The sequence below is a fragment of the Bradyrhizobium iriomotense genome (assembly GCF_018129405.1).
In the GTDB taxonomy this organism is placed as follows: domain Bacteria; phylum Pseudomonadota; class Alphaproteobacteria; order Rhizobiales; family Xanthobacteraceae; genus Bradyrhizobium; species Bradyrhizobium iriomotense_B.
This window is the reverse complement of record NZ_JAFCLP010000020.1, coordinates 25,525-48,951: the sequence shown is the minus strand read 5'-3', so window position 1 is coordinate 48,951 and position 23,427 is coordinate 25,525. Positions and strand designations below refer to the sequence as shown.

The 23,427-nt window shown below is 65.0% G+C and carries 23 protein-coding genes and 1 pseudogene; 15 read left to right on the top strand and 9 right to left on the bottom strand.

The window, feature by feature from the left end; genetic code table 11:
* Positions 1-5: 5 nt before the first annotated feature.
* Entirely contained in the window at positions 6-1,424 is a 1,419-nt protein-coding gene (locus tag JQ592_RS30405; RefSeq protein ID WP_211406450.1) for a hypothetical protein, read from the top strand.
* Between the two features lies 1 nt (position 1,425).
* Here the strand turns inward: JQ592_RS30405 and JQ592_RS30400 are convergent, their stop codons facing one another.
* Positions 1,426-1,872 (bottom strand): hypothetical protein, encoded by a 447-nt coding sequence (locus tag JQ592_RS30400; RefSeq protein WP_211406449.1) that lies wholly within the window; start codon positions 1,870-1,872, stop codon positions 1,426-1,428.
* A gap of 75 nt (positions 1,873-1,947) precedes the next feature.
* Here JQ592_RS30400 and JQ592_RS30395 point away from each other — a divergent pair, with 75 nt between their 5' ends.
* From JQ592_RS30395 to blaOXA, 4 genes are read left to right on the top strand one after another with little or no spacing between them, the layout of a single operon-like run.
* Positions 1,948-2,742, top strand: coding sequence for an ATP12 family chaperone protein (locus JQ592_RS30395; protein WP_211406448.1), 795 nt, complete (start codon positions 1,948-1,950; stop codon positions 2,740-2,742).
* A 57-nt stretch (positions 2,743-2,799) separates the two neighbouring features.
* On the top strand, positions 2,800-4,422 hold the full coding sequence (locus JQ592_RS30390) for a flagellar hook-length control protein FliK (protein WP_211406447.1): 1,623 nt from the start codon (positions 2,800-2,802) through the stop codon (positions 4,420-4,422).
* Positions 4,419-4,682, top strand: a complete 264-nt coding sequence (locus JQ592_RS30385; RefSeq protein WP_080137218.1) for an EscU/YscU/HrcU family type III secretion system export apparatus switch protein — start codon at positions 4,419-4,421, stop codon at positions 4,680-4,682. The genes JQ592_RS30390 and JQ592_RS30385 overlap by 4 nt, the downstream gene beginning before the upstream one ends.
* A 36-nt stretch (positions 4,683-4,718) precedes the next feature.
* Positions 4,719-5,576 carry a class D beta-lactamase gene (blaOXA, locus tag JQ592_RS30380; protein ID WP_433996443.1) on the top strand — a complete coding sequence of 286 codons (858 nt, stop codon included), beginning with the start codon at positions 4,719-4,721 and terminating at the stop codon, positions 5,574-5,576.
* A 280-nt stretch (positions 5,577-5,856) separates the two neighbouring features.
* Here blaOXA and JQ592_RS30375 read toward each other — a convergent pair whose 3' ends face one another.
* Both JQ592_RS30375 and JQ592_RS30370 read right to left on the bottom strand, forming a co-directional pair.
* Positions 5,857-6,453 carry a hypothetical protein gene (locus tag JQ592_RS30375; RefSeq protein ID WP_211406445.1) on the bottom strand — a complete coding sequence of 199 codons (597 nt, stop codon included), beginning with the start codon at positions 6,451-6,453 and terminating at the stop codon, positions 5,857-5,859.
* 238 nt (positions 6,454-6,691) lie between these two features.
* Positions 6,692-7,096, bottom strand: coding sequence for a DUF4260 domain-containing protein (locus tag JQ592_RS30370; protein WP_211406444.1), 405 nt, complete (start codon positions 7,094-7,096; stop codon positions 6,692-6,694).
* Positions 7,097-7,235: 139 nt separating this feature from the next.
* Here JQ592_RS30370 and JQ592_RS30365 point away from each other — a divergent pair, with 139 nt between their 5' ends.
* From JQ592_RS30365 to JQ592_RS30350, 4 genes and pseudogenes are all read left to right on the top strand, one after another.
* Positions 7,236-8,768, top strand: a complete 1,533-nt coding sequence (locus JQ592_RS30365; protein ID WP_211406443.1) for an acyl-CoA carboxylase subunit beta — start codon at positions 7,236-7,238, stop codon at positions 8,766-8,768.
* 111 nt (positions 8,769-8,879) lie between these two features.
* On the top strand, positions 8,880-9,227 hold the full coding sequence (locus JQ592_RS30360; RefSeq protein WP_211406442.1) for a hypothetical protein: 348 nt from the start codon (positions 8,880-8,882) through the stop codon (positions 9,225-9,227).
* A gap of 163 nt (positions 9,228-9,390) precedes the next feature.
* A pseudogene (locus tag JQ592_RS30355) lies at positions 9,391-9,871 on the top strand (adenosine-specific kinase).
* Positions 9,872-9,956: 85 nt separating this feature from the next.
* Entirely contained in the window at positions 9,957-10,721 is a 765-nt protein-coding gene (locus JQ592_RS30350; protein ID WP_246820766.1) for a protein-L-isoaspartate(D-aspartate) O-methyltransferase, read from the top strand.
* Positions 10,722-10,858: 137 nt separating this feature from the next.
* Here JQ592_RS30350 and JQ592_RS30345 read toward each other — a convergent pair whose 3' ends face one another.
* On the bottom strand, positions 10,859-11,509 hold the full coding sequence (locus JQ592_RS30345; protein ID WP_211406441.1) for a glutathione S-transferase family protein: 651 nt from the start codon (positions 11,507-11,509) through the stop codon (positions 10,859-10,861).
* Between the two features lie 390 nt (positions 11,510-11,899).
* Here JQ592_RS30345 and JQ592_RS30340 point away from each other — a divergent pair, with 390 nt between their 5' ends.
* A complete protein-coding gene (locus tag JQ592_RS30340) occupies positions 11,900-12,181 on the top strand; it encodes a twin-arginine translocation signal domain-containing protein (protein WP_211406440.1) in 282 nt (93 codons plus the stop codon).
* A gap of 162 nt (positions 12,182-12,343) precedes the next feature.
* Here JQ592_RS30340 and JQ592_RS30335 read toward each other — a convergent pair whose 3' ends face one another.
* The 3 genes from JQ592_RS30335 to JQ592_RS30325 form a co-directional block, all read right to left on the bottom strand.
* Complete coding sequence (locus JQ592_RS30335) at positions 12,344-12,595, bottom strand: GCG_CRPN prefix-to-repeats domain-containing protein (protein WP_211406439.1); 252 nt, start codon at positions 12,593-12,595, stop codon at positions 12,344-12,346.
* A 207-nt stretch (positions 12,596-12,802) separates the two neighbouring features.
* On the bottom strand, positions 12,803-13,813 hold the full coding sequence (locus JQ592_RS30330; RefSeq protein WP_211406438.1) for an alpha/beta fold hydrolase: 1,011 nt from the start codon (positions 13,811-13,813) through the stop codon (positions 12,803-12,805).
* Between the two features lie 196 nt (positions 13,814-14,009).
* Positions 14,010-14,708, bottom strand: coding sequence for a metalloregulator ArsR/SmtB family transcription factor (locus JQ592_RS30325; protein WP_211406437.1), 699 nt, complete (start codon positions 14,706-14,708; stop codon positions 14,010-14,012).
* A 147-nt stretch (positions 14,709-14,855) separates the two neighbouring features.
* Between JQ592_RS30325 and JQ592_RS30320 the strand changes: the two genes are divergently transcribed.
* The 3 genes from JQ592_RS30320 (at position 14,856) to JQ592_RS30310 (ending at position 16,480) form a co-directional block, all read left to right on the top strand.
* Positions 14,856-15,164, top strand: a complete 309-nt coding sequence (locus JQ592_RS30320) for an NIPSNAP family protein (RefSeq protein WP_211406436.1) — start codon at positions 14,856-14,858, stop codon at positions 15,162-15,164.
* Positions 15,165-15,268: 104 nt separating this feature from the next.
* Positions 15,269-15,619 (top strand): antibiotic biosynthesis monooxygenase family protein, encoded by a 351-nt coding sequence (locus JQ592_RS30315; protein WP_211406435.1) that lies wholly within the window; start codon positions 15,269-15,271, stop codon positions 15,617-15,619.
* 51 nt (positions 15,620-15,670) lie between these two features.
* The gene (locus tag JQ592_RS30310) at positions 15,671-16,480 is read left to right on the top strand and encodes an isocitrate lyase/PEP mutase family protein (protein WP_211406434.1); all 810 of its coding nucleotides are present in this window, start codon (positions 15,671-15,673) and stop codon (positions 16,478-16,480) included.
* Between the two features lie 182 nt (positions 16,481-16,662).
* Here JQ592_RS30310 and JQ592_RS30305 read toward each other — a convergent pair whose 3' ends face one another.
* The gene (locus tag JQ592_RS30305) at positions 16,663-17,055 is read right to left on the bottom strand and encodes a hypothetical protein (protein WP_211406433.1); all 393 of its coding nucleotides are present in this window, start codon (positions 17,053-17,055) and stop codon (positions 16,663-16,665) included.
* A gap of 165 nt (positions 17,056-17,220) precedes the next feature.
* Here JQ592_RS30305 and JQ592_RS30300 point away from each other — a divergent pair, with 165 nt between their 5' ends.
* Entirely contained in the window at positions 17,221-17,865 is a 645-nt protein-coding gene (locus tag JQ592_RS30300) for a trimeric intracellular cation channel family protein (RefSeq protein WP_211406432.1), read from the top strand.
* 209 nt (positions 17,866-18,074) lie between these two features.
* On the opposite strand, the gene JQ592_RS30295 is transcribed toward JQ592_RS30300, so the two are convergent.
* Positions 18,075-19,298, bottom strand: a complete 1,224-nt coding sequence (locus JQ592_RS30295) for a cytochrome c (RefSeq protein ID WP_211406431.1) — start codon at positions 19,296-19,298, stop codon at positions 18,075-18,077.
* Positions 19,299-19,579: 281 nt separating this feature from the next.
* Here JQ592_RS30295 and JQ592_RS30290 point away from each other — a divergent pair, with 281 nt between their 5' ends.
* Positions 19,580-23,071 (top strand): indolepyruvate ferredoxin oxidoreductase family protein, encoded by a 3,492-nt coding sequence (locus tag JQ592_RS30290; RefSeq protein ID WP_211406430.1) that lies wholly within the window; start codon positions 19,580-19,582, stop codon positions 23,069-23,071.
* Positions 23,072-23,427 lie beyond the last annotated feature (356 nt).

The window sequence follows — 23,427 nt, the reverse complement described above, 5'->3', positions numbered from 1 at the left end:
ACATCATGCCAGTCGTTCCGAACCTGCCGGCGTCTGTCACCATCAATGCCTGGACGGGTGAGGCCGCGGACAGCACTGGAGCCCTCGCGGCCGTGACCAAACCGTGGGCCACGGTTCCTGCGCCGAAGTCGATGATGGTGTTGGCGGCGGAAATCCCCGACATGCGGGATTGGGCCCATGACAAGGTCGGTTGGGGCCTGGTCATGGAGCATCGCCAGAATGTTTCCGTGGCCGACAATTGCGCCCTTGCGGGAATGCCTGAAGCCATCAAGGAACTCCGCAAATTTCGCCAGGGCGTCGTGCTGGGATGGAGTCCGGAATGCGGCACCAAGAATCTGATCCGCTACCTCGAGGACGGCACGACGAAGAACGTCAAGATCGGCAGCGATGTCAAACGGGGCAAGGCGCCGGATGCCTTGCCGCATTACCTCCTCATCCTTGGCGGTCCGGCAAAAATACCCTGGAAGGTGCAGTATACGCTGAATTTGTGTGCGGCGGTGGGGCGGCTCGACCTCGACGGTGCCGGACTTGAAAACTACGTTGCCGCCGTCGTCAGCAACTGGACCGGGACCGGAACACCGCTCGAGGTCGCCAACTGTCTTTTGTGGAGCGTCAATCGGGGCGGCACGGACATCACGGCGCTGATGCAGACGACCGTCGCCGGTCCGGTGTTGGAAGCTCTGCAGGGGGACGATGACATCGGTGCGAAGGCGCGGTTCAGGTTCGGCGAGGATGCGACGCACGCCGAGCTCAAGAAGATGCTGTCGACCAACAAGCCGGGCCTGGTGGTCACGACCAGTCACGGCCGAACAGGGCCGCTCGGCGATCAGGCCGCGATGCGGCGCGACCTCGGTTTGCCGGTCGACAGGGACAACATGATCTGTGCGCCGTCCGATCTGCTCGACGCATGGGAGCCGAACGGAGCCATCTGGTACGCACATGCGTGCTGTTCGGCCGGCTGCGACACCGGGTCGGTCTTTGCCGACCTGTTCAAGCCGACTGCGTTGTCGAAGACGCTCGAACGCATCGGAGAGCTGGGCGCCCAATCCGCTCCGTTACCGGTGGCGCTGCTCGGCGCCAGGAAGCCGTTGCGCGCGTTCATCGGTCACGTCGAGCCGACCTTCGATTGGACGCTGATCAGCGACGACATGGCGCAGCCGCTCACCTCGTCGATCAAATACGCGCTCTACGATAATCTGTTTGAAAAGAACCCGATGACGGTCGGCGGCGCATTCGATAGCTACTATCGGCAAGTCGGTTCGCTCTTCAACGAGCAGGATATGGCGCTGGCCGGCCTTCAGCGTTTTGTGCCGGGCGCCGAGCAAGCAGCACTGCGCGCGCGCCTGGGGGCGCTCGATCGCCGAAGCCTGGTCATTCACGGCGATCCGGCCGTCGCGCTGCCTGCGCTTGGCGTACAGCAATAGCTCAATTCCGGAACTGCTCCAGAAACATCCGCAAGCTGTCGTGCGGGCTCTCGACATCGGTGATCAGCCAGCCCTCGGGCCCGTTGACCAGGACGAAGTTCAGCACCACCCGGCGGCCGTGATTGTCGAAATTCGCCGCGACATAGGTCTTGTCATATTGCCTGCGGACGACCGCGATCGCGACCGGGCCGAGCTTCCAGCTCGGGCTCTGCACCAGGAAATCATAGGGCTCAACCCTTGGCGTGCTCCAGGCCTTGCGCAGGGGCAGATCGAAGAACTGGCGGGCGGTCCCGGCATCGCGCGGCAGGCCTTTTGACAGCTCCGGCACGCCTTCGCCGTAATGGGCGTAGACGTTGCGGACCAGCGATTCCGGGGTGCGGAAGCCGGCCTCCGCCGCGGCCAGCCAAAGTCCTGCCAACAGGGCCCCAATGCCCGCAAGTTCCCTCATGCCCGCCGCTCGCTTTATCGGCCGCCGGTCTTACTTTAAGAAACTAGCATCCAGCGACCGGAACCGAAAACTCACATGCGCGAATTGTTCGAAGAAGCAGCAGGCCAGCCCCTGCCGGATCCACGGGAATCGGCGCGTCAGTCCACGCGCACGCCGCTGCGCAAGCGCTTCTATCAGGAGGTCGGCGTCACTGATGCCGAGGGCAGCTTTGCCATTGCGCTCGACGGCAAGCCGATCCGCACGCCCTCCGGCCGTCAGGTGGTGATCCCCGCGCGCGCGCTGGCCGATGCGGTGGCCGCCGAATGGGCGGCCCAGGGCGAGACGATCGACCCCGTCACCATGCCGCTGACGCGGATCGCCAACAGCGTGGTCGAGGGCGTCGTCGACCGCGTCGAGCTCGTCAGCGACGACCTCGCAAAATACTTCGAGTCCGACCTGCTGTTCTATCGCGCCGGCCATCCCGAGGGGCTGGTCGCCCGCGAGGCCGCGCACTGGGACCCCGTGCTGTTCTGGGCCGCGGAGACGCTGGGGGCGCATTTCATCCTGTCCGAGGGCGTCATGCACGTGAAGCAGCCGGACGAGGCGCTGAAGGCGGCGCGGGCCGCACTGCCCGGTGATCCCTGGTCGGTCGCCGCGCTCCACATGGTCACGACCCTGACCGGCTCGGCGCTGTTGGCGCTGGCGCTGGCCCACGGCGTGCGCGATGCGGACCAGGCCTGGGCCGCCGCCCATGTCGACGAGGACTGGAACGCCGAGCAATGGGGCGTGGACGAGGAGGCGGCCGCCCGCCGCGCCGCCCGTCTGAAGGATTTTGAGGCCGCCGTGACGGTTCTGACGGCGGTGAAGTCGCCGGCCGTCCAAGGTCCTTAACGACAGGTTTACGAGGGGGCCTTAGGGTGCGGGCTCGCGTTTCCCGAGCCCCCTGAGATGCCGACGCCGATAAGCTCGATCGTTCCCGTCAGTGCCGCCAGCCCTGTGGCTGATGCGACGACGCCGGATCTCGTACTCCAGGCCGGCAGCGTCGTCGATGCCAGGGTGGTCAGCGTGCTCGCCGACAATCTGGTGCGGATCGCGATCGCCAATCTGTCGATGGACGTGATGTCGGAGGTGGCGCTGACGCCGGGGCAAAACCTCCAGCTCGCGGTGTCGCAGAACGACGGCACGATCCGGCTCGCCGTCATGGGTGCAGGCGAGGCGGCGGCCGATCAGGTCACGCTGACGCCGCGCGCGGCGTCTCTGGTGGACAGCCCGCCGCTGGCGCCCACTGCGAGCGCACCACGCAACACGCTGACGCCGTTGGAGCAGGTCGCCGTCACCGCCGCCTCGGCCGAGGCTGTGACCAAACAGGGCAGCCAGGCGCCGCTGTTCGCCAATCTGGCTTCCGTGGTGACAAGCAGCGATTTGCCGGCAGGATTGAAGCAGGCGGTGCTGGACGTACTGGCGCAGCAGACGCCACTCAATACCGCGCTTGATAGCGGCGATATCGAATCCGCATTCCAGAAGTCCGGGCTGTTTCTCGAGGCTTCATTGGCCGCAGGTACAACGCCGTCCTCAGGGGCAATCCCGGACTTGAAGGCCGCGCTGCTGGTGTTGCGCCAGACATTGACAACGCTCGAGACCGGCGTGCCTCAGGCGCCGACGCAACGCGCCGCGCTGCCGACGAGTGCGGCGGCCACGACGCAGACCGCAGCTCCCGCGGTTCAGCCGGCAGGTGAGACCGCGCAGGCAGTGCTGCCGTCGCCCGATACGGAGATCGCCCAACCGACGCAGTTGTCGCGCGGCGCGCTTGCCGCCGCCGTGCTGGCGGAGATGGCGGGCGGCAATCCGCAAGCCGCGGTGCCGCGAACCATGTCCGCAGGCCTTGCCGCGAGCCTGCTGCAAGAGGTCACGCAAAACCTGCCGCGCATGCTCGGCAATGTGCCGGGCTCCAACAAGGCCGTGCCGGATGGCCACATCTTCGAGGCCGCGGCGCGCGCGACCACACCACCGCCGTTTCGCGGCGCGCTGCCGGCGCCGCAGGCTGTCGCAGCGCCGTCGCTCGCACCGGATACGCCGCTGGCCGCGACCGTGCATCGCCTGCTCGATGACACCGATGCCGCGATAGCGCGGCAGACGTTGCTGCAGGTCGCCTCGCTCCCCGATCGCACCGATGCCAGCGGTCACCGCATCGATCCGGCCGTGCCGCAGTGGAATTTCGAGATCCCCTTCGCGACCCCGCAGGGCACCGCGATGGCGCAGTTCGAGATCTCGCGCGACGGCGGCAGTGAATCCGCCGATCCCGCCAGGCGCGCCTGGCGTGCGCGCTTCACGCTCAATGTCGAGCCGGCAGGCCCGGTGCACGCGCTGATCACGCTGAACGGCGACAAGACCTTCGTGCGGATGTGGGCGGAGCGGCCGGCGACCGCGCAGCAGCTCCGCGCCGGCATCGGCGAGCTCACTCAGGCGATGACGAAGGCCGAGCTCAAGCCCGGCGACATCGTCGTGCGCGACGGCACTCCGCCGCAGCCGGCGCCGGCCCGCGCCGGCCACTTCCTGGACCGCGCCACATGAGCGACCCGTCCAAGCTCGCGATCGCGCTGCACTACGAGAAGGGTTCTGGCGCGCCCGTCGTCGTCGCCAAGGGCAAGGGCACGATCGGCGAAAAGATCGTCGAGATCGCGAAAGCCAACGACATCCCGATCGAGGAAAACGAGATCCTGGCCGGCGCGCTCTCCAAGGTCGAGCTTGGCGACGAGATTCCGCCCGACCTCTACAAGGCCGTCGCCGAAGTGCTGGTGTTCGTGCTGCGGCTGTCGGGCCGGGGGCGGTAGAAACCACCTGTCATCGTTTCACCACGTAGCGGCGGCATGGTCGCGGCCACCTTCATCATTTACCGGATCCCTCCCTTGCTCACCCGCCGCTCCACCCTCGGCCTTCTCGCCGCAGCCGCCACATTGCCGTCACGCGCGCTCGCCCATGTCGCGCCGCCGCGCAACGAGATCCGCGATAGTCTTGCCAAACGCTTCACCGACCTCGGCACATCAGGCACCTTCGTCGGCTACAAGGTCGAGGACTATCTGATCGTCGCCAGCGACAAGGAGCGCTCGGGCGAGGGGAGGCTGCCGGCATCGACGTTCAAGATTCCGAACTCGTTGATCGCGCTCGAGACCGGTGTCGTCACTGATCCCGACAAGGACGTGTTCCCCTGGGACGGTGTCAAGCGGCCGATCGAAGCCTGGAACAAGGACCACACGCTGCGCAGCGCCATCGCGGTGAGTGCGGTGCCGGTCTATCAGGAGATCGCGCGCCGCATCGGGCAGGAGCGCATGCAGAAATATGTCGACGAATTCGACTACGGCAATCGCGACATCGGCGGCGGCATCGACCAGTTCTGGCTCACCGGGAATTTGCGCATCGATCCGGTCGAGCAGGTCGATTTCGTCGACCGTCTGCGCCGTCGCGCGCTGCCGATTTCAAAGCGCAGCCAGGACATCGTCGCCGACATCCTGCCGGTGACCAAGGTCGGCGATAGCATCATCCGCGCCAAATCAGGGCTGCTGGGTGCCGAGCGCGGCGAACCGTCGCTCGGCTGGATGGTCGGCTGGGCCGAGAAGGGCGAGGCGCACACCGTGTTCGCGCTCAACATGGATTGCAAGGAGCCGCGCCTCGTCGGCGAGCGCATGCCGCTGACGCAAGCCTGCCTTGCCGAGATCGGTGCAATTTGATCCGGATGACGTGATGGCCGAGGAGATTGTGCCGCCGGACAAGCAGGCGCCCGGCCGGCTGCAAGCCTCGTAATTGCGAGCGCGGCTCTCTCCACGCGTCATTGCGAGCGCAGCGAAGCAATCCAGAATCTTTCCGCGGAGAGACTCTGGATTGCTTCGCTGCGATCGCAATGACGGAGTATGTTGCGCCTGCGTCCCGAACAGGCGCGCCTATCCCGGCTTGAACCGCGCCTGCAGGAACTTCTTCACCGGAGATATTCAGTCGGCACGCGAGCCGGCTTCAGCCCTTGTCTGCTGTCTTCTTCGCCGTCAGCGCCTGGTCGATGGCGAAGCCGCCGATCTCGCTCATCGCCTGCGAGATCACGTCGCCGCGTCGCGCAAAGCCGCTGGAGAGATAATCGAACTGCGTCCGCGCCAGCCTCAGCACCTCGATCGGCACCGAGACCACGGTCTCGTTGAAGCTGTCCACGGAGGCGCGCAAGCTGTCGAGCTCACCCGTGAGCTTGACGATATGGCTCTCCGCATGCTGCATCAGGCCGAGCAGCTTGTTGCGTTCGGCATCGAAGGCGGCGCGCTCGGCGGTGGCCGCTGCGGTCACTTCCGCAAGCTGCGCGCGCAGCGCCTCGATCTGGTTGACCATGGCATCGGAGGCGAGCTCGGCGGCCTCGCGAAACTCGTTGTTGCGAGTGCTCTCTTCCTGCTGCTCGTAGTAAAGCCGCTCGGCCGTCATCGCCCGCCGGCTCAGCGACTCGATCATGCTGGCTGCACGCAGCAGCATCTCGCCGTTCCGTCCCGACACCATGCTGGCCATGCGCCGCAGGAAGTCGATGGTTTCGGACGATGGGTTCGGCGGCAGTGGGACGACCGTCGCGGACATGGGGGATGCTGGAGCCAGGGCATGATGACCGCCGCCGTACCGACTGGGCTCACGCAACATTCGGCGCCTGATCGCAAGCCTTGAAGCAAGCCTGAATCGGGCCGCGGGGTCAACTGCCGGGTGTGGCAAATACAGTTTCGTAGCCCGGATGAGCGTAGCGACATCCGGGATTCACGGCACGAGCCGTCCCCCGGGTGTCGCTTCGCTCACCCGGGCTACGCAGTCAGCCGAACCCAGCTCAGGCATCCTTCTGCCGCCCGATCCGACCGAGATGGGTGAAGCCGAACCCGGCGGAATATTTCAGGCCGTAGCCGAGCGCCCGGTCGATGCCGATATGAGCGAGCCAGATCAAGGCGATGGACAGCGTGAGGGGCGAGGCGAGGCCGAAGCCCAGCGTCAGCAGCGCCACCGGCGCCATGTAGCTGTGGGCGGCGTTGTAGACCATCGCGCCGAACCTGGCGTCGGACAGGTATGCCAGGAAGCTCAGATCGGGGACGAAGAACAGCAGGGCAAACACCAGCCACGACCCGTCCCAGGCCCAGTACAGCATCACCATGCCCACAAACAGGGTCAGGCCCTCCAGCCGCAGCAGGATGTTGACGCCGCCCGTCGCAGCGCCCGTCTCGGCCGTTCCTTCAGTCATGCTCGCCTCCCGGACAAAACTTTGTAATTCCTTGCGCTTTCCCGCTACGGCAAGGCAGCCCTGCGACGGCGAAAGCGGCTTTCCGGGCCGCAAAATGCCGTGTTAGAATCCCGCATCACTTAAGAACTGGCGGGAGCAAATGAAACATATCCTGGACGCCCTTGAAGATCGTCGTGCCGGCGCAAAGCTCGGCGGCGGGGAGAAGCGCATCGAGGCGCAGCACGCCCGCGGCAAGCTGACCGCGCGCGAGCGCATCGAGCTCTTGCTCGACAAGGGATCGTTCGAGGAGTTCGACATGTTCGTCGAGCACCGCTCCACCGAGTTCGGCATGGAGAAGACCAAGGTGCCCGGCGACGGCGTCGTCACGGGATGGGGCACCGTCAACGGCCGCAAGACTTTTGTCTTTGCCAAAGACTTCACGGTGTTTGGCGGCTCGCTCTCGGAAACGCACGCGCTGAAAATTACAAAACTCCAGGACATGGCGATGAAGGCGCGGGCGCCCATCATCGGCCTTTATGACGCGGGCGGCGCCCGCATCCAGGAGGGCGTCGCCGCGCTCGCCGGCTATTCCTACGTGTTCCGCCGCAACGTGCTGGCCTCGGGCGTGATCCCGCAGATCTCCGTCATCATGGGCCCCTGTGCCGGCGGCGACGTCTATTCGCCGGCGATGACCGACTTCATCTTCATGGTGAAGAACACCAGCTACATGTTCGTCACCGGCCCCGACGTGGTGAAGACCGTCACCAACGAGGTCGTCACGGCGGAAGAGCTCGGTGGCGCCTCGGTCCACGCCACGCGCTCCTCGATCGCGGACGGCGCCTTCGAGAACGACGTCGAGACGCTGTTGCAGATGCGTCGCCTGATCGACTTCCTGCCCTCGAACAACACCGACGGCGTGCCGGAATGGCCGAGCTTCGATTCGATCGAGCGTCTCGACGATTCCCTCGATACGCTGATCCCCGACAATCCGAACAAGCCCTACGACATGAAGGAGCTGATCCTGAAGGTCGTGGACGAGGGCGACTTCTTCGAGATCGCGGAAGCTTTCGCCAAGAACATCGTCACCGGCTTCGGCCGCATCGCCGGCCGCACCGTCGGCTTCGTCGCCAATCAGCCGATGGTGCTGGCCGGCGTGCTCGACAGCGACGCCTCGCGGAAAGCGGCACGCTTCGTCCGCTTCTGCGACGCCTTCAACATCCCGATCGTCACCTTCGTCGACGTGCCGGGCTTCCTGCCCGGAACCGCGCAGGAATATGGCGGCCTGATCAAGCACGGCGCAAAACTGCTGTTCGCCTATTCGCAGTGCACCGTGCCGCTGGTCACCGTCATCACCCGCAAGGCCTATGGCGGTGCCTTCGACGTCATGGCCTCCAAGGAAATCGGCGCCGACATGAACTACGCCTGGCCGACCGCCCAGATCGCGGTGATGGGCGCCAAGGGCGCGGTCGAGATCATCTTCCGCTCCGACATCGGCGACCCCGACAAGATCGCCGCGCGCACCAAGGAATACGAAGACCGTTTCCTCTCGCCCTTCATCGCCGCCGAGCGCGGCTACATCGACGACGTCATCATGCCGCACTCGACGCGGAAGCGGATCGCGCGGGCGCTGGCGATGCTGAAGGACAAGAAGACGGAAATGCCGGCGAAGAAGCACGACAATTTGCCGTTGTGAGGACGCGTAGCCCGGATGAGCGCAGCGACATCCGGGTTCTTCGTCCAAATCCCGCATGTCGCTATGCTCATGCGGGCTACAGGTTCCTTCTGATTTGGCATCCTCAATCCAATGACCGAAGATGACCCGACCGACGAAATCTCCGACATCGAAGACCGGATTGAGCGGCTCGCCGAGATCGCCGAGCGCTGCCGCAAGTACATCCTGGCGTCCAAGATCGCGATCGGTGGCGGGGCAGCGCTGCTGTTGGTGACGATCCTCGGCCTGTTCGGATTTGGTCAGACCGCAGCACTCGGATCGATCGCCCTGGTGCTGGGCGGAATTGTCTCGCTCGGTTCGAATATCAGCACGCTGCGGCAGACGGACGACGCCATCAGCGCTGCGGAGGCGCGACGATCGGCGTTGATCGGCAGCATCGACCTCAGGGTCGTCGCCGATACGCCGCTGAAGCTGGTGTGACGCGCCGGCCGTTCGGCACCTCTGTTCACTGCTCCAGCTTCGCCCGGTTTCCCTCGCTTCGCTGCCAGCGGCTTCCGGCGCGAAATCGGCTATCTCTGGCCGCTTGCAATTGCCTTCTGGTGGCCTACCATGAACGGCGTTGGGACCTTGAAGGAGCGCAGCCATGGAACTCACCGTGGTGCCGATCGTCAAGCCGGACGCAACCAACTTCATCTTCGGCCAGTCGCATTTCATCAAGACTGTGGAAGACCTCCATGAGGCGCCGGTGGGCGCCGTTCCGGGCATCCGCTTCGGGCTGGCCTTCTGCGAGGCCTCCGGCAAACGGCTGGTGCGCTGGTCGGGGAACGACGAAGCCGCGATTGCGCTTGCACGCGACAACGCAACGGCCATCGGCGCCGGCCATACATTCCTGATCTTCCTGGGCGACGGATTCTTTCCAGTCAACGCGCTGGCTGCGGTGCGCGCGGCGCCGGGGGTCTGCCGCATCTACTGCGGCCAACCCCACACAAGTGATCGTCGCGCAAACGGAGCAGGGCCGCGGCGTGCTCGGGGTGGTGGATGGCGCCTCACCGGTGGGTGTCGAAACCGACGAGGACATTGCGTGGCGGAAAGACCTGCTACGAAAGATCGGCTACAAGCTGTAGCGGGTGGTTTCCGGTGATCGGCCGAATCCATTCGTTGCGCTCAGCGGTCGACGTGAATTGTGTACCTCTTGTAGAGCGCACGATCATGAAGGCCTTGCTGCTCGTGTTTGCCATGGTTGTCCTGCTCGTGCTTGCCATGGCTGTCGTCGCGCGGGAAGCGACCGCGCAGGACGCATCACAGGACACACAATGCGTCCGCGAGCGCGCCGCCATGGTCGAAGCCATCCGGGCCTACGCCCGGTCCGCAGCCAGTGTCTTGGGACAGCAAGGCCTGTCGGAGAGGGTCCTCGAGGCCATGGCGCAAACGAAACGCCACCTGTTCATCCCTGAGCAATCTTGCTCTATCGCGTACGCCGATAGACCGATACCGATCGGCCTCGGCCAGACCATATCGCAGCCGTACATTGTGGCCTTGATGACCCAGTTGGCCGAGGTCGCGCCCGATCACGTTTTGCTCGAAGTCGGTACCGGTTCGGGTTACCAGGCCGCCATCCTTGCGCAGCTCGCGCGAAAGGTCTGCAGCATCGAGATCATCCCGCAATTGGCCGAGACCGCCGCGAAAAGACTAAGAGACCTCGCGTATGACAACGTGAACGTCAGGCTGGGCGACGGCTACGACGGCTGGCCCGAATGCGGTCCTTTTGACGCCATCGTCGTGACTGCCGCGCTCGGGCAGCCCCCGTCGCCGCTGATTGAACAGCTCAAAGTGGGTGGCCGTCTCGTCATGCCGGTGGGACCCGGTTACACCACTCAGCAGCTCACGGTCGTCGAGAAAATCGCCCCCGGCAAGACGACGACGCGCGGCGTTGCGCTCGTCCGTTTTGTCCCCTTTACGCGTTCGCAAAACTAGAAGCTAGGGTGGAATAGGTTGAGCGCGTAGGGTGGGTTTAGCGAAGCGTAACCCACCAATTTTGTTGAGGCGGACATTGGCGGATTGCGCTTCCGCCTTCGCTCTTCGAGCTTCGGCGGACAAGTCGCTAATCCACGCTACGAGCGCGCCGCATCCGCCGCGGCGAAATGCGCCATCTGATCGGCGTGGGCCTTGGCGAAGGCCGGGCGGGCCGTGGCGCGCGCGAGATAGGCACGGCAGGCCGGATGCTCCGTCAATCCCTCGAAACGATCGACGGGACGCAGCACGTCCGCCATCAGGATGTCGGCGACGGAGAAGGGGCCTGCCAGCCATTCACGCTCCGCCAGCACCGTCTCCATGCGCTTGAGACGGAGTTTTAGGAAGTCCTCGACGAACTTCACGGCAGGCGAGCCGTCGTCCTTGCCGGTGAATTTGAAGAGCGCCCATGGCAGGCTGGCCATCTCCACCGAATTGAGCGCGGCGAACACCCATTTTGTCGCCTCGCTGCGGCCGCGCGGATCTGATGGCATCAGCTTCGCGCTGAGCGCGCCGAGATGCAGCAGGATCGCGCCGCTCTCGAAGATCGAGAGGTCGCCGTCGGTCAGCCACGGCACCTGACCGAACGGCTGGTGCGCAAGGTGCGCGGCGCCGCGGTCGTCGAACGGCGTGCTCGCGACGCGATAGGGCAGGGACGCTTCTTCCAGCGCCCAGCGCACGCGAAGGTCGCGCACGAGGCCGCGCGGCATTTCGGGAACCCAGTCGAAGGTGGTGAGGGTGAGGTCGGGCATGTGGGGCCTCCATGCTGTCTTAAGCATAGGACGAATGAGGGGCGGGCGTTCCGACAGCGGACGATGTTTTTTCTCCACGGGCAGATATCGTAGGGTGGGCAAAGGTGCTCTTGCGCCGTGCCCACCATCTTTTGGCCGGCGCAGGAGTGGTGGGCACGCTTCGCTTTGCCCACCCTACGACAGCTGCGCTTCGCGCATCCGCGAGGCTGACCCACTCAACGATCGCAACTTCCCTTGACCGGCGCGACTGCAACCGCATGTCGCTACGCTCATGCTGGTTACGAAGCTGTCCACTTCGCAACGAATCTGAATGCGCGATTCAGCTTTGGTTCATGTCGTGTCCGCGACACTTCCTCCGCATCACTAGCGCGATAGCCCAGAGGACATGTCATGGAGCGCCGGAACTTTTTGAAACTTGCATTGGGGATGACGGCGGGCGCCGCCGCCTTCGCCGCGACCGCGCAGGCAGCGCCCTTGTCACCGCAGCCGGTCGGCGGTCCGTCGCGCATGCCGGAAGGCAATCCCGACGCTCATCCCGCCGTCACCACCAGCGAGGAAGCCGCGCAGCTGAAGCCTGAACAGGTGCACTGGCACGGCCGTGGCCATCATTGGGGCTGGCGCCGCCGTCACTGGGGTTGGCGCCGCCGGCGCTGGCATCGCCGCCACTGGTAAGCTTCGCGCCAGCCAGGCTTTGGGCGGGGATCGCGATCGCGGTCCCCGTTTTGATTCGTGGCTGTTGCATGACCCCGCCGATGGCCTGTTTGGAGGTCTTCAAAAGAAACGGCCGCGCAGGCTTTCGCCGCGCGGCCACTTTGTAAATGCGAAAAGACGAGATCAGAACGGACGGCAGCGGCCGGCGTACCAGCGGAAACCATAGGGGCACACGCGGGCGCGCGGCACGACAACGACCGGCGCGGGGGCGACCACGACGGGGGCGGGGCGCACAACGACCGCACCGCGCATCGGGCGGCAGCCGCCATAGCGGCCGGGGTACCAGCCCGGGCCGCAACCGCCGGCGGCGCTGGCCGCCTCGCTGAAACCGACGACCGCGCTCGCGAGCATGGCCGCGGCGAAGAGATATTTCATTTGATCTTCCTTCTCGTCCTTGGGGCAGATTGTTTGGGGCAGATTCTTGGAGGACACGGCGCTTGTGCCGCACAATGAATCAAAAGACACGATTCGACACGTTAAACTTGCAACATGCCGACACGTCGCGATCCAAACCTGCCAATCATGACCTGAATGCGGCATGAACGTTCCCCGCATCCTGCCTCAGGCGACACTCAGCCGTCGCTAGCGGCCGAGAAAGCCCAGCACCAGCTCGCGATACTTCTCCGGCGCCTCCAGGAAGACGAGATGCCCGGTGTCGGGGATCACCTCGGCCCGCGCGTTCGGCATCTTCGCGGCGAGCTGCTTCGCGAGCTCGGCGTTCTGCCCCATCTTTGCGCGCAGCGCTTCCGGCGCGAGCGGCCGGCCCGGCGCGTTGTGGTCGTCGGCGCCCATGATGAACAGCGTGGGCAGCGCGATCAGCGGGATCTCGTGCGCGACCGGCTCGCGATAGATCATCTGGCCGGAACTGACGAAGGCGCGAAGCCAGCGCGGATAGTCGGGGCTGCCCTTGATGTTGAAGCGGGCGTCGATGAAAGGCGTGATCGCATCGCCCGGCAGCTTGATCGCGTAGTTGGTCTGCAGCTGCTTGCGATAGCCGTCGGCGGTGAGCTTGTCCTCGGTCTCGATGATCTTCTCGGTCGGCGTCGGCGGCACGTAGAGGCGGTAGTCTTCGAGTCCGATCGGAGCGGTCAGCACCAGATGGGCGACACGGTCGGGATAGGCGCGGGCGATGCGCACGCCCAGCATGCCGCCGAGCGAATGCGCGACGATCTCGGTTTTGTCGATCTTGAGATGATCGAGCAGCGCGATGGTGTTGCGCGCCAGATTGTCGAAATGCAGCTCGCCCACAGGCTTGGAGGATTTGCCGAAGCCGATCTGGTCCGGCACCACGACGCGATAGCCCGCCTCGCTCAGCATCTTGATGACAGGCACCCAATAGCTCGACGGAAAATTGCGCCCGTGCAGCAGCACCACGGTGCGGCCGTTCGGCCGCTCGGGAGCGACGTCCATATAGGCCATGCTGAGCTGCTCGCCGTCATTGACGACGGGGAGCAGGTGCACGGGATAGGGATAGGCAAAGCCTTCCAGCGCGATGCCATAGGGCTCGCGCGGCGCGGTCTCGGCGGCGTGGGCAGAGGTGAGCGGGGAAGCAAGGAGGGCGGCGGCGAGCGCGGCCGGGAGGAGGCGGATCATTTGGAGTCTCTTGTTTGGAGCCGTCATTCCGGGGCGGTCCGCAGGACCGAACCCGAAATCTCGAGATTCCGGGTTCGATGCTTCGCATCGCCCCGGAACGACAGTGCGCTTAAAGCGATGGATGGCCGGGTCAAGCCCGGTCATGACGAGAGAAAGAGTTCACACGCAAACGTGTGATTTCACGACGTTTGCGTGACTAATCCTTCCCGTTGCCGAACAGCGCGGCAAACTGCTTCTCGCCGGTGCGGGTGAAATTCACGACGCGGCTGCCGGGCGTTGGATCGCGCGCGGCCCATTTCAGCTCGGCAAAGCGTTGCATCATGGCGGCCCCTAACGTGCCGGCGAGATGATGACGCCGCTCGCTCCAGTCGAGGCAGGCCTTGCAGATCGGGCGGCGCGGGTGGCTGAGCATGTCGGGCGAGATCTGCAGGTGCTTGGCGAGAAAACGCTCGCCCTCGGCGGTCAGCTCGATCTCCTGCTTCTTCTGCCTGACCAGATGCCGCTCGCGCAAGGAGTCGAGCATCTGCACGCCGAGATCGCCGGCGAGATGGTCGTAGCAGATCCGCGCGCGCCGCAGCGCCGGATCCTTCGGTCCAGTGCGCACGCGCATGTGGCCGGTGCGCGCCGCAAGGCCGGCGAGGCCCTCGAGCACGCCGGCGACGTCGTCGTCGGTGAGGCGGTAGTAGCGGTGGCGGCCCTGCTTCTCCGGCTCCACCAGTCCGCCGGCCTCGAGCTTCGATAGATGTGAGCTCGCGGTCTGCGGCGTGATGCCGGCCTCCTGCGCCAGCTCGCTCGCGGTCAGCGCGCGGCCGTTCATCAGCGCCGTGAGCATGTTGGCGCGGGCGGGGTCGCCGACCAGCGAAGCGACCATGGCGATGTCGGGTCCTGATTTCATGCTTCGATGGTAACCGAAGCATTGTGGTCGGGCAAGCGCGTAGCGTGCCTCTGCAAACACGTCATTGCGAGCGCAGCGAAGCAATCGAGAAGCTTCAGCGGCGATGGTGGTGCTTTGCCCGCTGCAACGACCAATCAGGAGCCCATCATGTCCGTCACAGTCTTCATCCGCTACCAGCTCGATCCCTTCAAGCGCGCGCAGTTCGAGGAGTATTCGAAGCGCTGGCTCACCATCATCCCGAAATGCGGCGGCGACCTGATCGGCTATTTCATGCCGCACGAGGGCACCAACAACATCGCCTTTGCGCTGATCACCTTCGAGAGCCTCGCCGCCTATGAGGCCTATCGCGCGCGCCTGCGCCAGGATGGGGAGGGTATGGCGAACTTTCACTTCGCCGAGGAACACAAATTCATCCTCGCGGAAGAGCGCACCTTCCTGCGCAAGGTGGTATTGTAGGCCACGCCAGCATGATCCGGACCCGAAGGGCCGCGTTAGCGCAAAGTGCAACGCGGTTTTCCGAAGGAGATCATGCTCACATAAGAACGTAAGAGGAGACGCCCATGATCGCCGTGATCTTCGAGGTCTGGCCCAAGCCGGAACACCGCCAGACCTATTTCGACCTCGCAGCCGATCTGAAGCCGCTCCTGCAAACCATCGACGGCTTCATCTCGGTCGAGCGTTTCGAGAGCCTGACCGAGAAGGGCAAGATCCTGTCGGTGTCGTTCTGGCGGGATGAGGCGGCCGTCCAGGCCTGGCGCAACACCATGGAGCACCGCCGCACCCAGGCCAGGGGCAGGGCGCAGATCTTCGCCGATTATCGCTTGCGCATCGCCAGCGTCATCCGCGACTACGGCATGAATGATCGCGAGGAGGCACCGAAGGACAGCCGCGCGGTGCACGACGCGCACTAGCGCGTCCGATGAAGCGTGCCTATGTCTGCGCGGCCAACAAGGGAGAGAAACATGCACGTGACGACCGCTGACAAGCGCGCGACGTTCAAGAAGATGCACGAGAGCGGCTGCTTCATCCTGCCCAATCCGGTCGACGTCGGCAGCGCCAAGGCGTTGCAGCATCTCGGTTTCAAGGCGATCGCGTCATCGAGCGCGGGCTTTGCCTGGACCATCGGCAAGGCGGACAACCACGTCACCGTCGAGGACGTCTGTCAGCATCTGGCAGCATTGAGCTCGGCCGTCGACATCCCCGTGAACGCCGATTTCGAGGGCGGCTTTGCGGTCGAGCCGGACAAGGTCGCCGACAATGTCGAGCGCTGTGTGCGCACCGGCGTCGCCGGCCTGTCGATCGAGGATTCCACCGGCGACAAGGACAAGCCGCTCTACGACCGCGCGCTCGCGGTCGAGCGCATCAAGGCCTCGCGCAAGGCGATCGGCGACAGCGGCACGCTGCTGGTCGGCCGCTGCGAAGCGTATCTCTGGGGCGTGACCGATCTCAAGCTCGTCATCGACCGGCTCACGGCTTACGCGGATGCCGGTGCCGATTGCCTCTACGCGCCGGGCCTGAAGAGCCGTGAGGACATCGCCGCGGTGGTGAAAGCGGTGCACCCGAAGCCGTTCAACTTGTTGATCGGCGGCTCCGGCCTGTCGCTGCGGGAAGCCGAAGATCTCGGCGTGCGTCGCATCAGCGTCGGCGGCTCGCTCGCCCGCGCCGCCTGGGGCGGCTTCATGCGCGCCGCGAAGGAGATGGCGGAGAAGGGAACGTTCACAGAGCTTGGCAGCGGCTATCCCGGCGGCGAGCTCAACAAGATGTTTGGCTAGGGCGCAGCGAGACAAACGAAGAGCGACGGGATGTCATGTCCCGCCGCTCTCTCATCCCCTCGGTGTCATGCCCCGCGCAGGCGGGGCATCCAGTACGCGGCGGCTTCTCGATTCAAGCTGCGCCGCTGGTGGGATACTGGGTCGCCCGGTCAAGCCGGGCGACGACAGCTACCTTGTGACTGTCACTTCGCGCCGTCAGACGGCTTCTGCGTATCCGGTGCCGGCTTGCTCGGCGCGGCACCCGTGGTCGTGCCCGGCTCGGTGTTGCTGCGCGGCGTCACGTCGCGCATGCCGGGAGGCGCGGCCGGATTGGCCGGTGCCGTCTGCTGAGCCGTCCGCGACGCCGGCTCGTTGCTCGCCTGGTTGCCCGTGGTGGTGTTGTTCAGGCCGTAGAACACGGCGCCGAGCACCAGGGCGACGGCCACGGCAAACAGCGCGATCCTGCCGCTGGAGGCAGGGCCTTCGCCAAGCTCGGGATCGGCCTGAAGGTCGGCATCCCGGCGTGCCGCGCGAAGATACTCATCGTCGGCGAGGTTCGGGCGATACGGATCGTTGGGAAAACGGTCGTCAGCCATCGATTGGTCTCCTCGGTTATGACGCCGGGACAACCCTCAGGTGCGAGATTCCGTTCCGCCCCCTCTGTGATTCCGTCGCATGTTGCCTTCGCCTCGGGAATCGGGAACCTGTTTCGCCGGGAACCCCGCGCGTGAGTTCCATTGCGCGAGGGAGGGAACAGGGCGATGTGGAGCCTGCCACCGACCGATAGCGTGCTGCATTTCCTGTCGCTGGTCGCGGTGGCCGCGCAGGGGGTGACGGCTGCGCTCGCTGCGGGCAGGCGCAGCATGGATTGGCTAGGCGTCTGTTTCCTCGGCTGCATCACCGCGCTCGGCGGCGGCACGCTGCGCGATCTCTTCCTCGGACATTATCCGCTGGCCTGGGTCGCCAACCCCATCTATCTCGCGCTCGCCGGCGGCGCCGCCTTCGTCACCATCCTGATCGCGCGTCTCGTGCACCGGCTGAAGGTCGCCTTCATCGTGCTCGATGCCATCGGTCTCGTCGTCTTCACCATGACCGGCTGCGACGTTGCCTGGCAGATGGATGCGACGCTGCCCATCGTCATCGTCTCCGGCATGGTGACGGGCTGTGCCGGCGGCGTGCTCCGCGACGTGCTCTGCAACGACGTGCCGCTGCTGTTCCGCTCCGAGCTCTATGCCAGCGTCTCGGTGGTGACGGGGCTGTTCTATGCGACCGCGTTCGGCCTCAAGCTCAACGCGGAGCTCTGGACCATCCTGACCTTCGTCCTCGGCATCAGCTTCCGCCTGCTCGCGGTGCGCTACAAATGGGAGATGCCGAAATTCGTGTTCACGGGAGACGAGGAGAGGTAGGGCTTTTTTCGCCTCTCCCCGCCTGCGGGGAGAGGCCGGAATTTGCGAAAGCAAAATTCCGGGTGAGGGGGAGTCTCCGCGAGTCCTTCTCTCACCGTGATTGCGGAGACAGCCCCTCACCCCAACCCTCTCAGCGCGAGCGAAGCTCGTCGCGGCCCCGTAAGAACGGGGCGAGGGGGCGCACCGTCATTGCGGTGCGCGGTCGTCTCTCACGGCTGCTTCCTTGCCTTCGCCACCTGCGCCGGCGTTACCAGCGGCGCGGCGTTGCCCCAGGAATTGCGGATGTAGTTCGTCACCGCGGCGATCTCGCCGTTGGTCAATGTCTTGGCATAGCCCGGCATCTCGCCGGTGTTCGGCGCGCGCGGCGTCGTCACGGTGTAGGCGCCATCGAGCATGATGCGCAAGGTCGAGGACGGGTTGACCGATTGCAGCAGCGCATTGCCCGGCAGCGGCGGATAGATCCGCGGTGCGCCGGAGCCGTCGGCTTCGTGGCAGGCGATGCAGAGCTTTGCGTAGACCGCCTGGCCGGCCTTCATCTCGGCATCGTCGGGCGGCGTCACGATCGTCTCGCGCCGCGCCGGCGGCAGGCTTTTCAGATACAGCGCGATCGCGCGAACATCGGCATCACTCATCTTCGCCGTGGATTTGACGATCACCTCGGCCATCGGACCGCCGGCATGACTCCTCGCGTTGCGTCCGCTTTGCAGATACTCCGCGATGTCCGCCTCGCTCCAGGATTTCAGCCCGGTGCGCGCGGCGCCATCGAGTCTTGGCGCGTACCAGCCGTCGAGCTCGTTGCCCGAAAATGCCTGCGCCTGCTTGTCGGCGCCAAAATAGTTCTTTGGCGTGTGGCAGGCGCCGCAATGGCCGAGGCCGGTGACGAGATAGCCCCCGCGATTCCACGCCGCACTCTGGTTCTGGTCCGGCTCGAACAGGCCGGGCTTGAAATACATGGCATTCCAGATCCGCATCAGGCCGCGGTAGCCGAACGGCCAGCGCAACTCCGGCGGCTTGTTGCGGCTCACGACCGGGGCGAGCGAGCCAAGATAGGCGCGGATCGCCAGCGTGTCGTCCTTCGTCATCCGCGTGAAGTAAGGGTAGGGGAAGGCCGGATAGTAGTTCGATCCGTCCGGCGCGATGCCGTAGCGCAGGGCCCGGGTGAAATCGGCATCCGCCCAGGCGCCGATTCCGGTGTCGCGGTCGGGCGTCAGGTTCGGCGCATAGATCGCGCCGAAGGGTGTGTCGATGCGCTTTCCGCCCGCGAACGGCCTTGCCGGATCGGCGGTGTGGCAGCCCGCGCAGTCGCCGGCCTCGACCAGCGTCTTGCCATAGGCGATCAACTCCGGCGATGGTTCGGCGGCACGGGCCGCGCTTCCAACCGCACTGCACAACGCCAAACCCGCAAGAGCCAAGCCAGCCAGAATCGTCCGCATCGAAAGCCTCTCCTGCGACCAATCGACCTCACCGGCGTGAAGGGAGCGTCAATTCATTTCGCGACGGCGGGGGTATGGTGACACAAATTGAAAATGCCCGATGCCTTTGCAGCCACGAAATTGCGATTTTTACCCGGCGCTCCCTTTGGTCCAGATTTGTGATGCGCCGCGTTAAATATCCGACATAGAGTGGCGGCGGTGGTCGGCGCGCCCTAGCTAAAAACGACGGGCAGGCAACGGCTTAGGCAGCCAAACGCTCAAAAGGGCGGATGAGGACAAGAATGGGCATCAACCAGGGTCCGATCAGTCTCGATCAAAAATACACGCAAGATACCGGACACGTCTTCACCACGGGCATCCAGGCCCTGGTCCGCCTGCCGATGGCGCAGATTCGGCGCGACCGCGCCAACGGCCTCAACACCGCGGGTTTCATCTCCGGATATCGCGGCTCGCCGCTCGGTGGCTACGACCAGCAGCTGTTCGCCGCGCGAAAACATCTCGAGCAGTACAACATCAAGTTCCAGCCAGGCGTGAACGAGGACCTTGCCGCGACCGCGATCTGGGGCTCGCAGCAGCTCAACCTCTCGCCCGGCGCCAAATACGACGGCGTGGTCGGCATCTGGTACGGCAAGGGCCCCGGCGTCGACCGCTGCGGCGACGTGTTCCGCCACGGCAATGCCGCGGGCTCCGCCAAGCACGGCGGCGTGCTGTGCCTTGCCGGCGACGACCACGGCGCAAAATCCTCGACCGTCCCGCATCAGTCCGACCACGCCTTCATCTCGGCGCTGATGCCCTATCTCTATCCTTCGAGCATCCACGAGATGATCGAGATGGGCCTGCTCGGCATCGCGATGTCGCGGTACTCCGGCTGCTGGGTCGGCATGAAGGTGATCACGGAGACGGTGGAGACCACCGCCGAGATCGACCTCACCGACGAGATGAAGCCCTTCATCATCCCCACCGATTTCGAGCTGCCGCCCGGCGGCCTCAATCTGCGCTGGCCCGACGACCGCTTCGAGCAGGACCGTCGTCTGCAGGACTACAAGGGCTTTGCCGCGATCGCCTTTGCGCGCGCCAACAAGGTCAACCGCATCACCATGGATTCGCCGAACGCGCGCTTCGGCATCATGGCCTCAGGCAAGAGCTACGAGGATGTCCGCCAGGCGCTGCGCGAGCTCGGGATCACCGAGGAGGTCGCCGCCAAGATTGGTCTCCGTCTCTACAAGATCGGCATGCCCTGGCCGCTGGAGCCGGAAGGCGTGCGCCAGTTCGCGGTCGGGCTCGAAGAGATATTCATCGTCGAGGAACGGCGCGAGATCGTCGAGAACCAGGTCAAGCAGGAGCTGTTCAACTGGCGCGACGACGTCCGCCCGCGCATCGTCGGCAAGATGGACGAGCACGACAAGCGTTTCCTCACCTTCGCCGCCGAGCTCAGCGTCGCCTCGCTTGCGACCTCGCTGACCGAGCGACTTCTCCGACTTAATCTCAATCCCGAGATCGCGGAGATGCTCCGCGCCAAGGCCGACTGGTTCAACGGCCGTCAGGCCACCCAGATGCAGGCGGTCGCGCCTGTCTCCCGCGTCCCGTATTTCTGCTCCGGCTGTCCCCACAACACATCCACCAAAGTGCCCGAAGGCAGCCGCGCGCTCGCCGGCATCGGCTGCCATTTCATGGCGCTGTGGATGGACCGCTCGACCGAGACCTTTACCCATATGGGCGGCGAGGGCGTGCCGTGGGTCGGCATCGCGCCCTTCACCAACGAGAACCACATCTTCGCCAATCTCGGCGACGGCACTTATTTCCACTCCGGCATCCTGGCGATCCGCCAGGCGATCGCCTCCAAGGCGAACATCACCTACAAGATCCTCTACAACGACGCCGTCGCGATGACCGGCGGCCAGCGCCATGACGGCGATCTTTCGCCGCAGAAGATCATGGCCCAGCTTCATGCCGAGGGCATCAGCGAGATTTATCTCGTCTCGGAAAATCCGGACGCTTATCCGGCCGATAGCATCGCGCCGGGCGTGAAGAAATATCACCGCGACGAGCTCCAGAACGTCATGAAGATGTGCCGCGAATACAAGGGCACGTCGGCCATCGTGTTCGTGCAGACCTGCGCGGCCGAGAAGCGCCGCCGCCGCAAGCGCGGCCTGATGGAGGATCCGGCGCGCCGCGTCATGATCAACCCGGCGGTCTGCGAAGGCTGCGGCGACTGCTCGGTGCAGTCGAACTGCATCTCGGTCGAGCCGCTGGAGACCGAGTTCGGCCGCAAGCGCGCCATCAACCAGTCGTCCTGCAACAAGGACTATTCCTGCCTGAAGGGGTTCTGTCCGTCCTTCGTCACCATCGACGGTGGCGCGCCGCGCCACCGCGCGCCGGCCGAACTCGTCGAGATCGGAGAGCTGCCCGAGCCGGCATCGCGCCCGTCGCTCGACAAGCCCTATAACATCGCAGTCGGCGGCGTCGGTGGCACCGGCGTGCTCACCATCGGCGCGCTGCTCGGCATGGCCGCGCACATCGAGGGCAAGGCCTCGATGATTTTGGACATGTCGGGCCTGGCGCAGAAGGGCGGGGCGGTGCTCAGCCATGTCCGCCTGTCCGATCATCCGGCCGAGGTGACCTGCTCGCGCATCGTCACCGGCACGGCCGATCTCGTACTTGCCGCCGATGAAGTGGTCGCGGTCGCCAAGGACACCATCTCGCTCTGCGACTCCAGCCGCACCCGCGGCGTCATCAACAGCCACGTCATTCCCACCGCCGACTTCATCCTCAACCGCGACTTCAACTTCCAGACCCGCAAGCTCAATGCGGTGCTGGAGACGGCTTTGCACAAGGACTCCGTCTTCTTCGACTTCACCAAGCCGGCCGAGCAGTTGCTCGGCGACAGCATCGCCACCAACATGATGATGATGGGCTATGCCTATCAGAAGGGGCTGTTCCCGCTGTCGGCCGAGGCGATCGAGCAGGCCATCGAGGTCAACGGCGTCTCGATCAAGATGAACAAGGAAGCCTTCCGCCTCGGCCGTCTCGCGGTCGCGGACCCCAAGCGTCTTGCTGACATGCTGAAGGGGACGGATGAGGTGGTTGCGCCGAAGACGCTGGACGCCATGACGCTCGACGAGGTCATCGAGCATCGCGCCAAGCATCTCATCGCTTACCAGAACACCCGTCTCGCCAAGCGCTATCGCAAGCTGATCGATCGGGTTCGCGATGCCGCCAGGCAGGGCGGTTATGGCGATGCGCTGCCGCGCGCGGTCGCGGTGAACTACGCCAAGCTCCTGGCCTACAAGGACGAATATGAAGTCGCGCGCCTCTTCACCGACGGCGCCTTCGAGCAGCAGCTCCGCGACCAGTTCGAGGGTGACTTCAAATTCAGCTTCAACCTCGCCCCGCCGATCCTTAGCCGCGGTGTCGATGCGCTCGGTCGACCCAAGAAGCGCGCCTTCGGCCCGTGGATGCTGAACGTCTTCCGCGTGCTGGCAAAATTCAAATTCCTGCGCGGCACCCCGCTCGACATCTTCGGCCGCAGCGCTGACCGCAAGCTCGAACGCGACCTGATCGCCGGCTACGAGAAAGACGTCGCCACCGTGCTCGGCCTGCTGTCGCCCGTCACGATCGACACGGCGGTCGAGTTGCTCTCGCTGCCCGACCGCATCCGCGGCTACGGCCCGGTGAAGGAGAAGGCGATTCAGGACGCCAAGGCCCGCTACGCCCAGCTCGCCGCGGATCTGGCGAGCCCGCCATCCGCGCCGCGGCAAATCGCAGCGGAATAAGGCGGTCCCGTAAAGTGGGCAAAGGCGCAACGCGCCGTGCCCACCACCTGCCATTGATTACGAAGAAGACGTGGGCACGCTTCGCTTTGCCCACCCTACGACACCATCCCTTGCGTTGCCCGTTGGGCAAAACACCCACGCGCGGGTCAATTCCCGCGAACGAAAATATTCCACTTTACCGAAATTCGGAATTGTCGTATCGGTCCGTCACCTCATCCCAGTCAGAGGGGCGTATCGCGATCGTCACGAAACGCGGGGTGAGCGGCGGTGGACGCGGGCTGCGTCGCACGCACACGCGTGCACGACGGGCGCGGTCTCGCGTACGGCAAAATCGTGTGGTCCTGACGCCCGGGGTC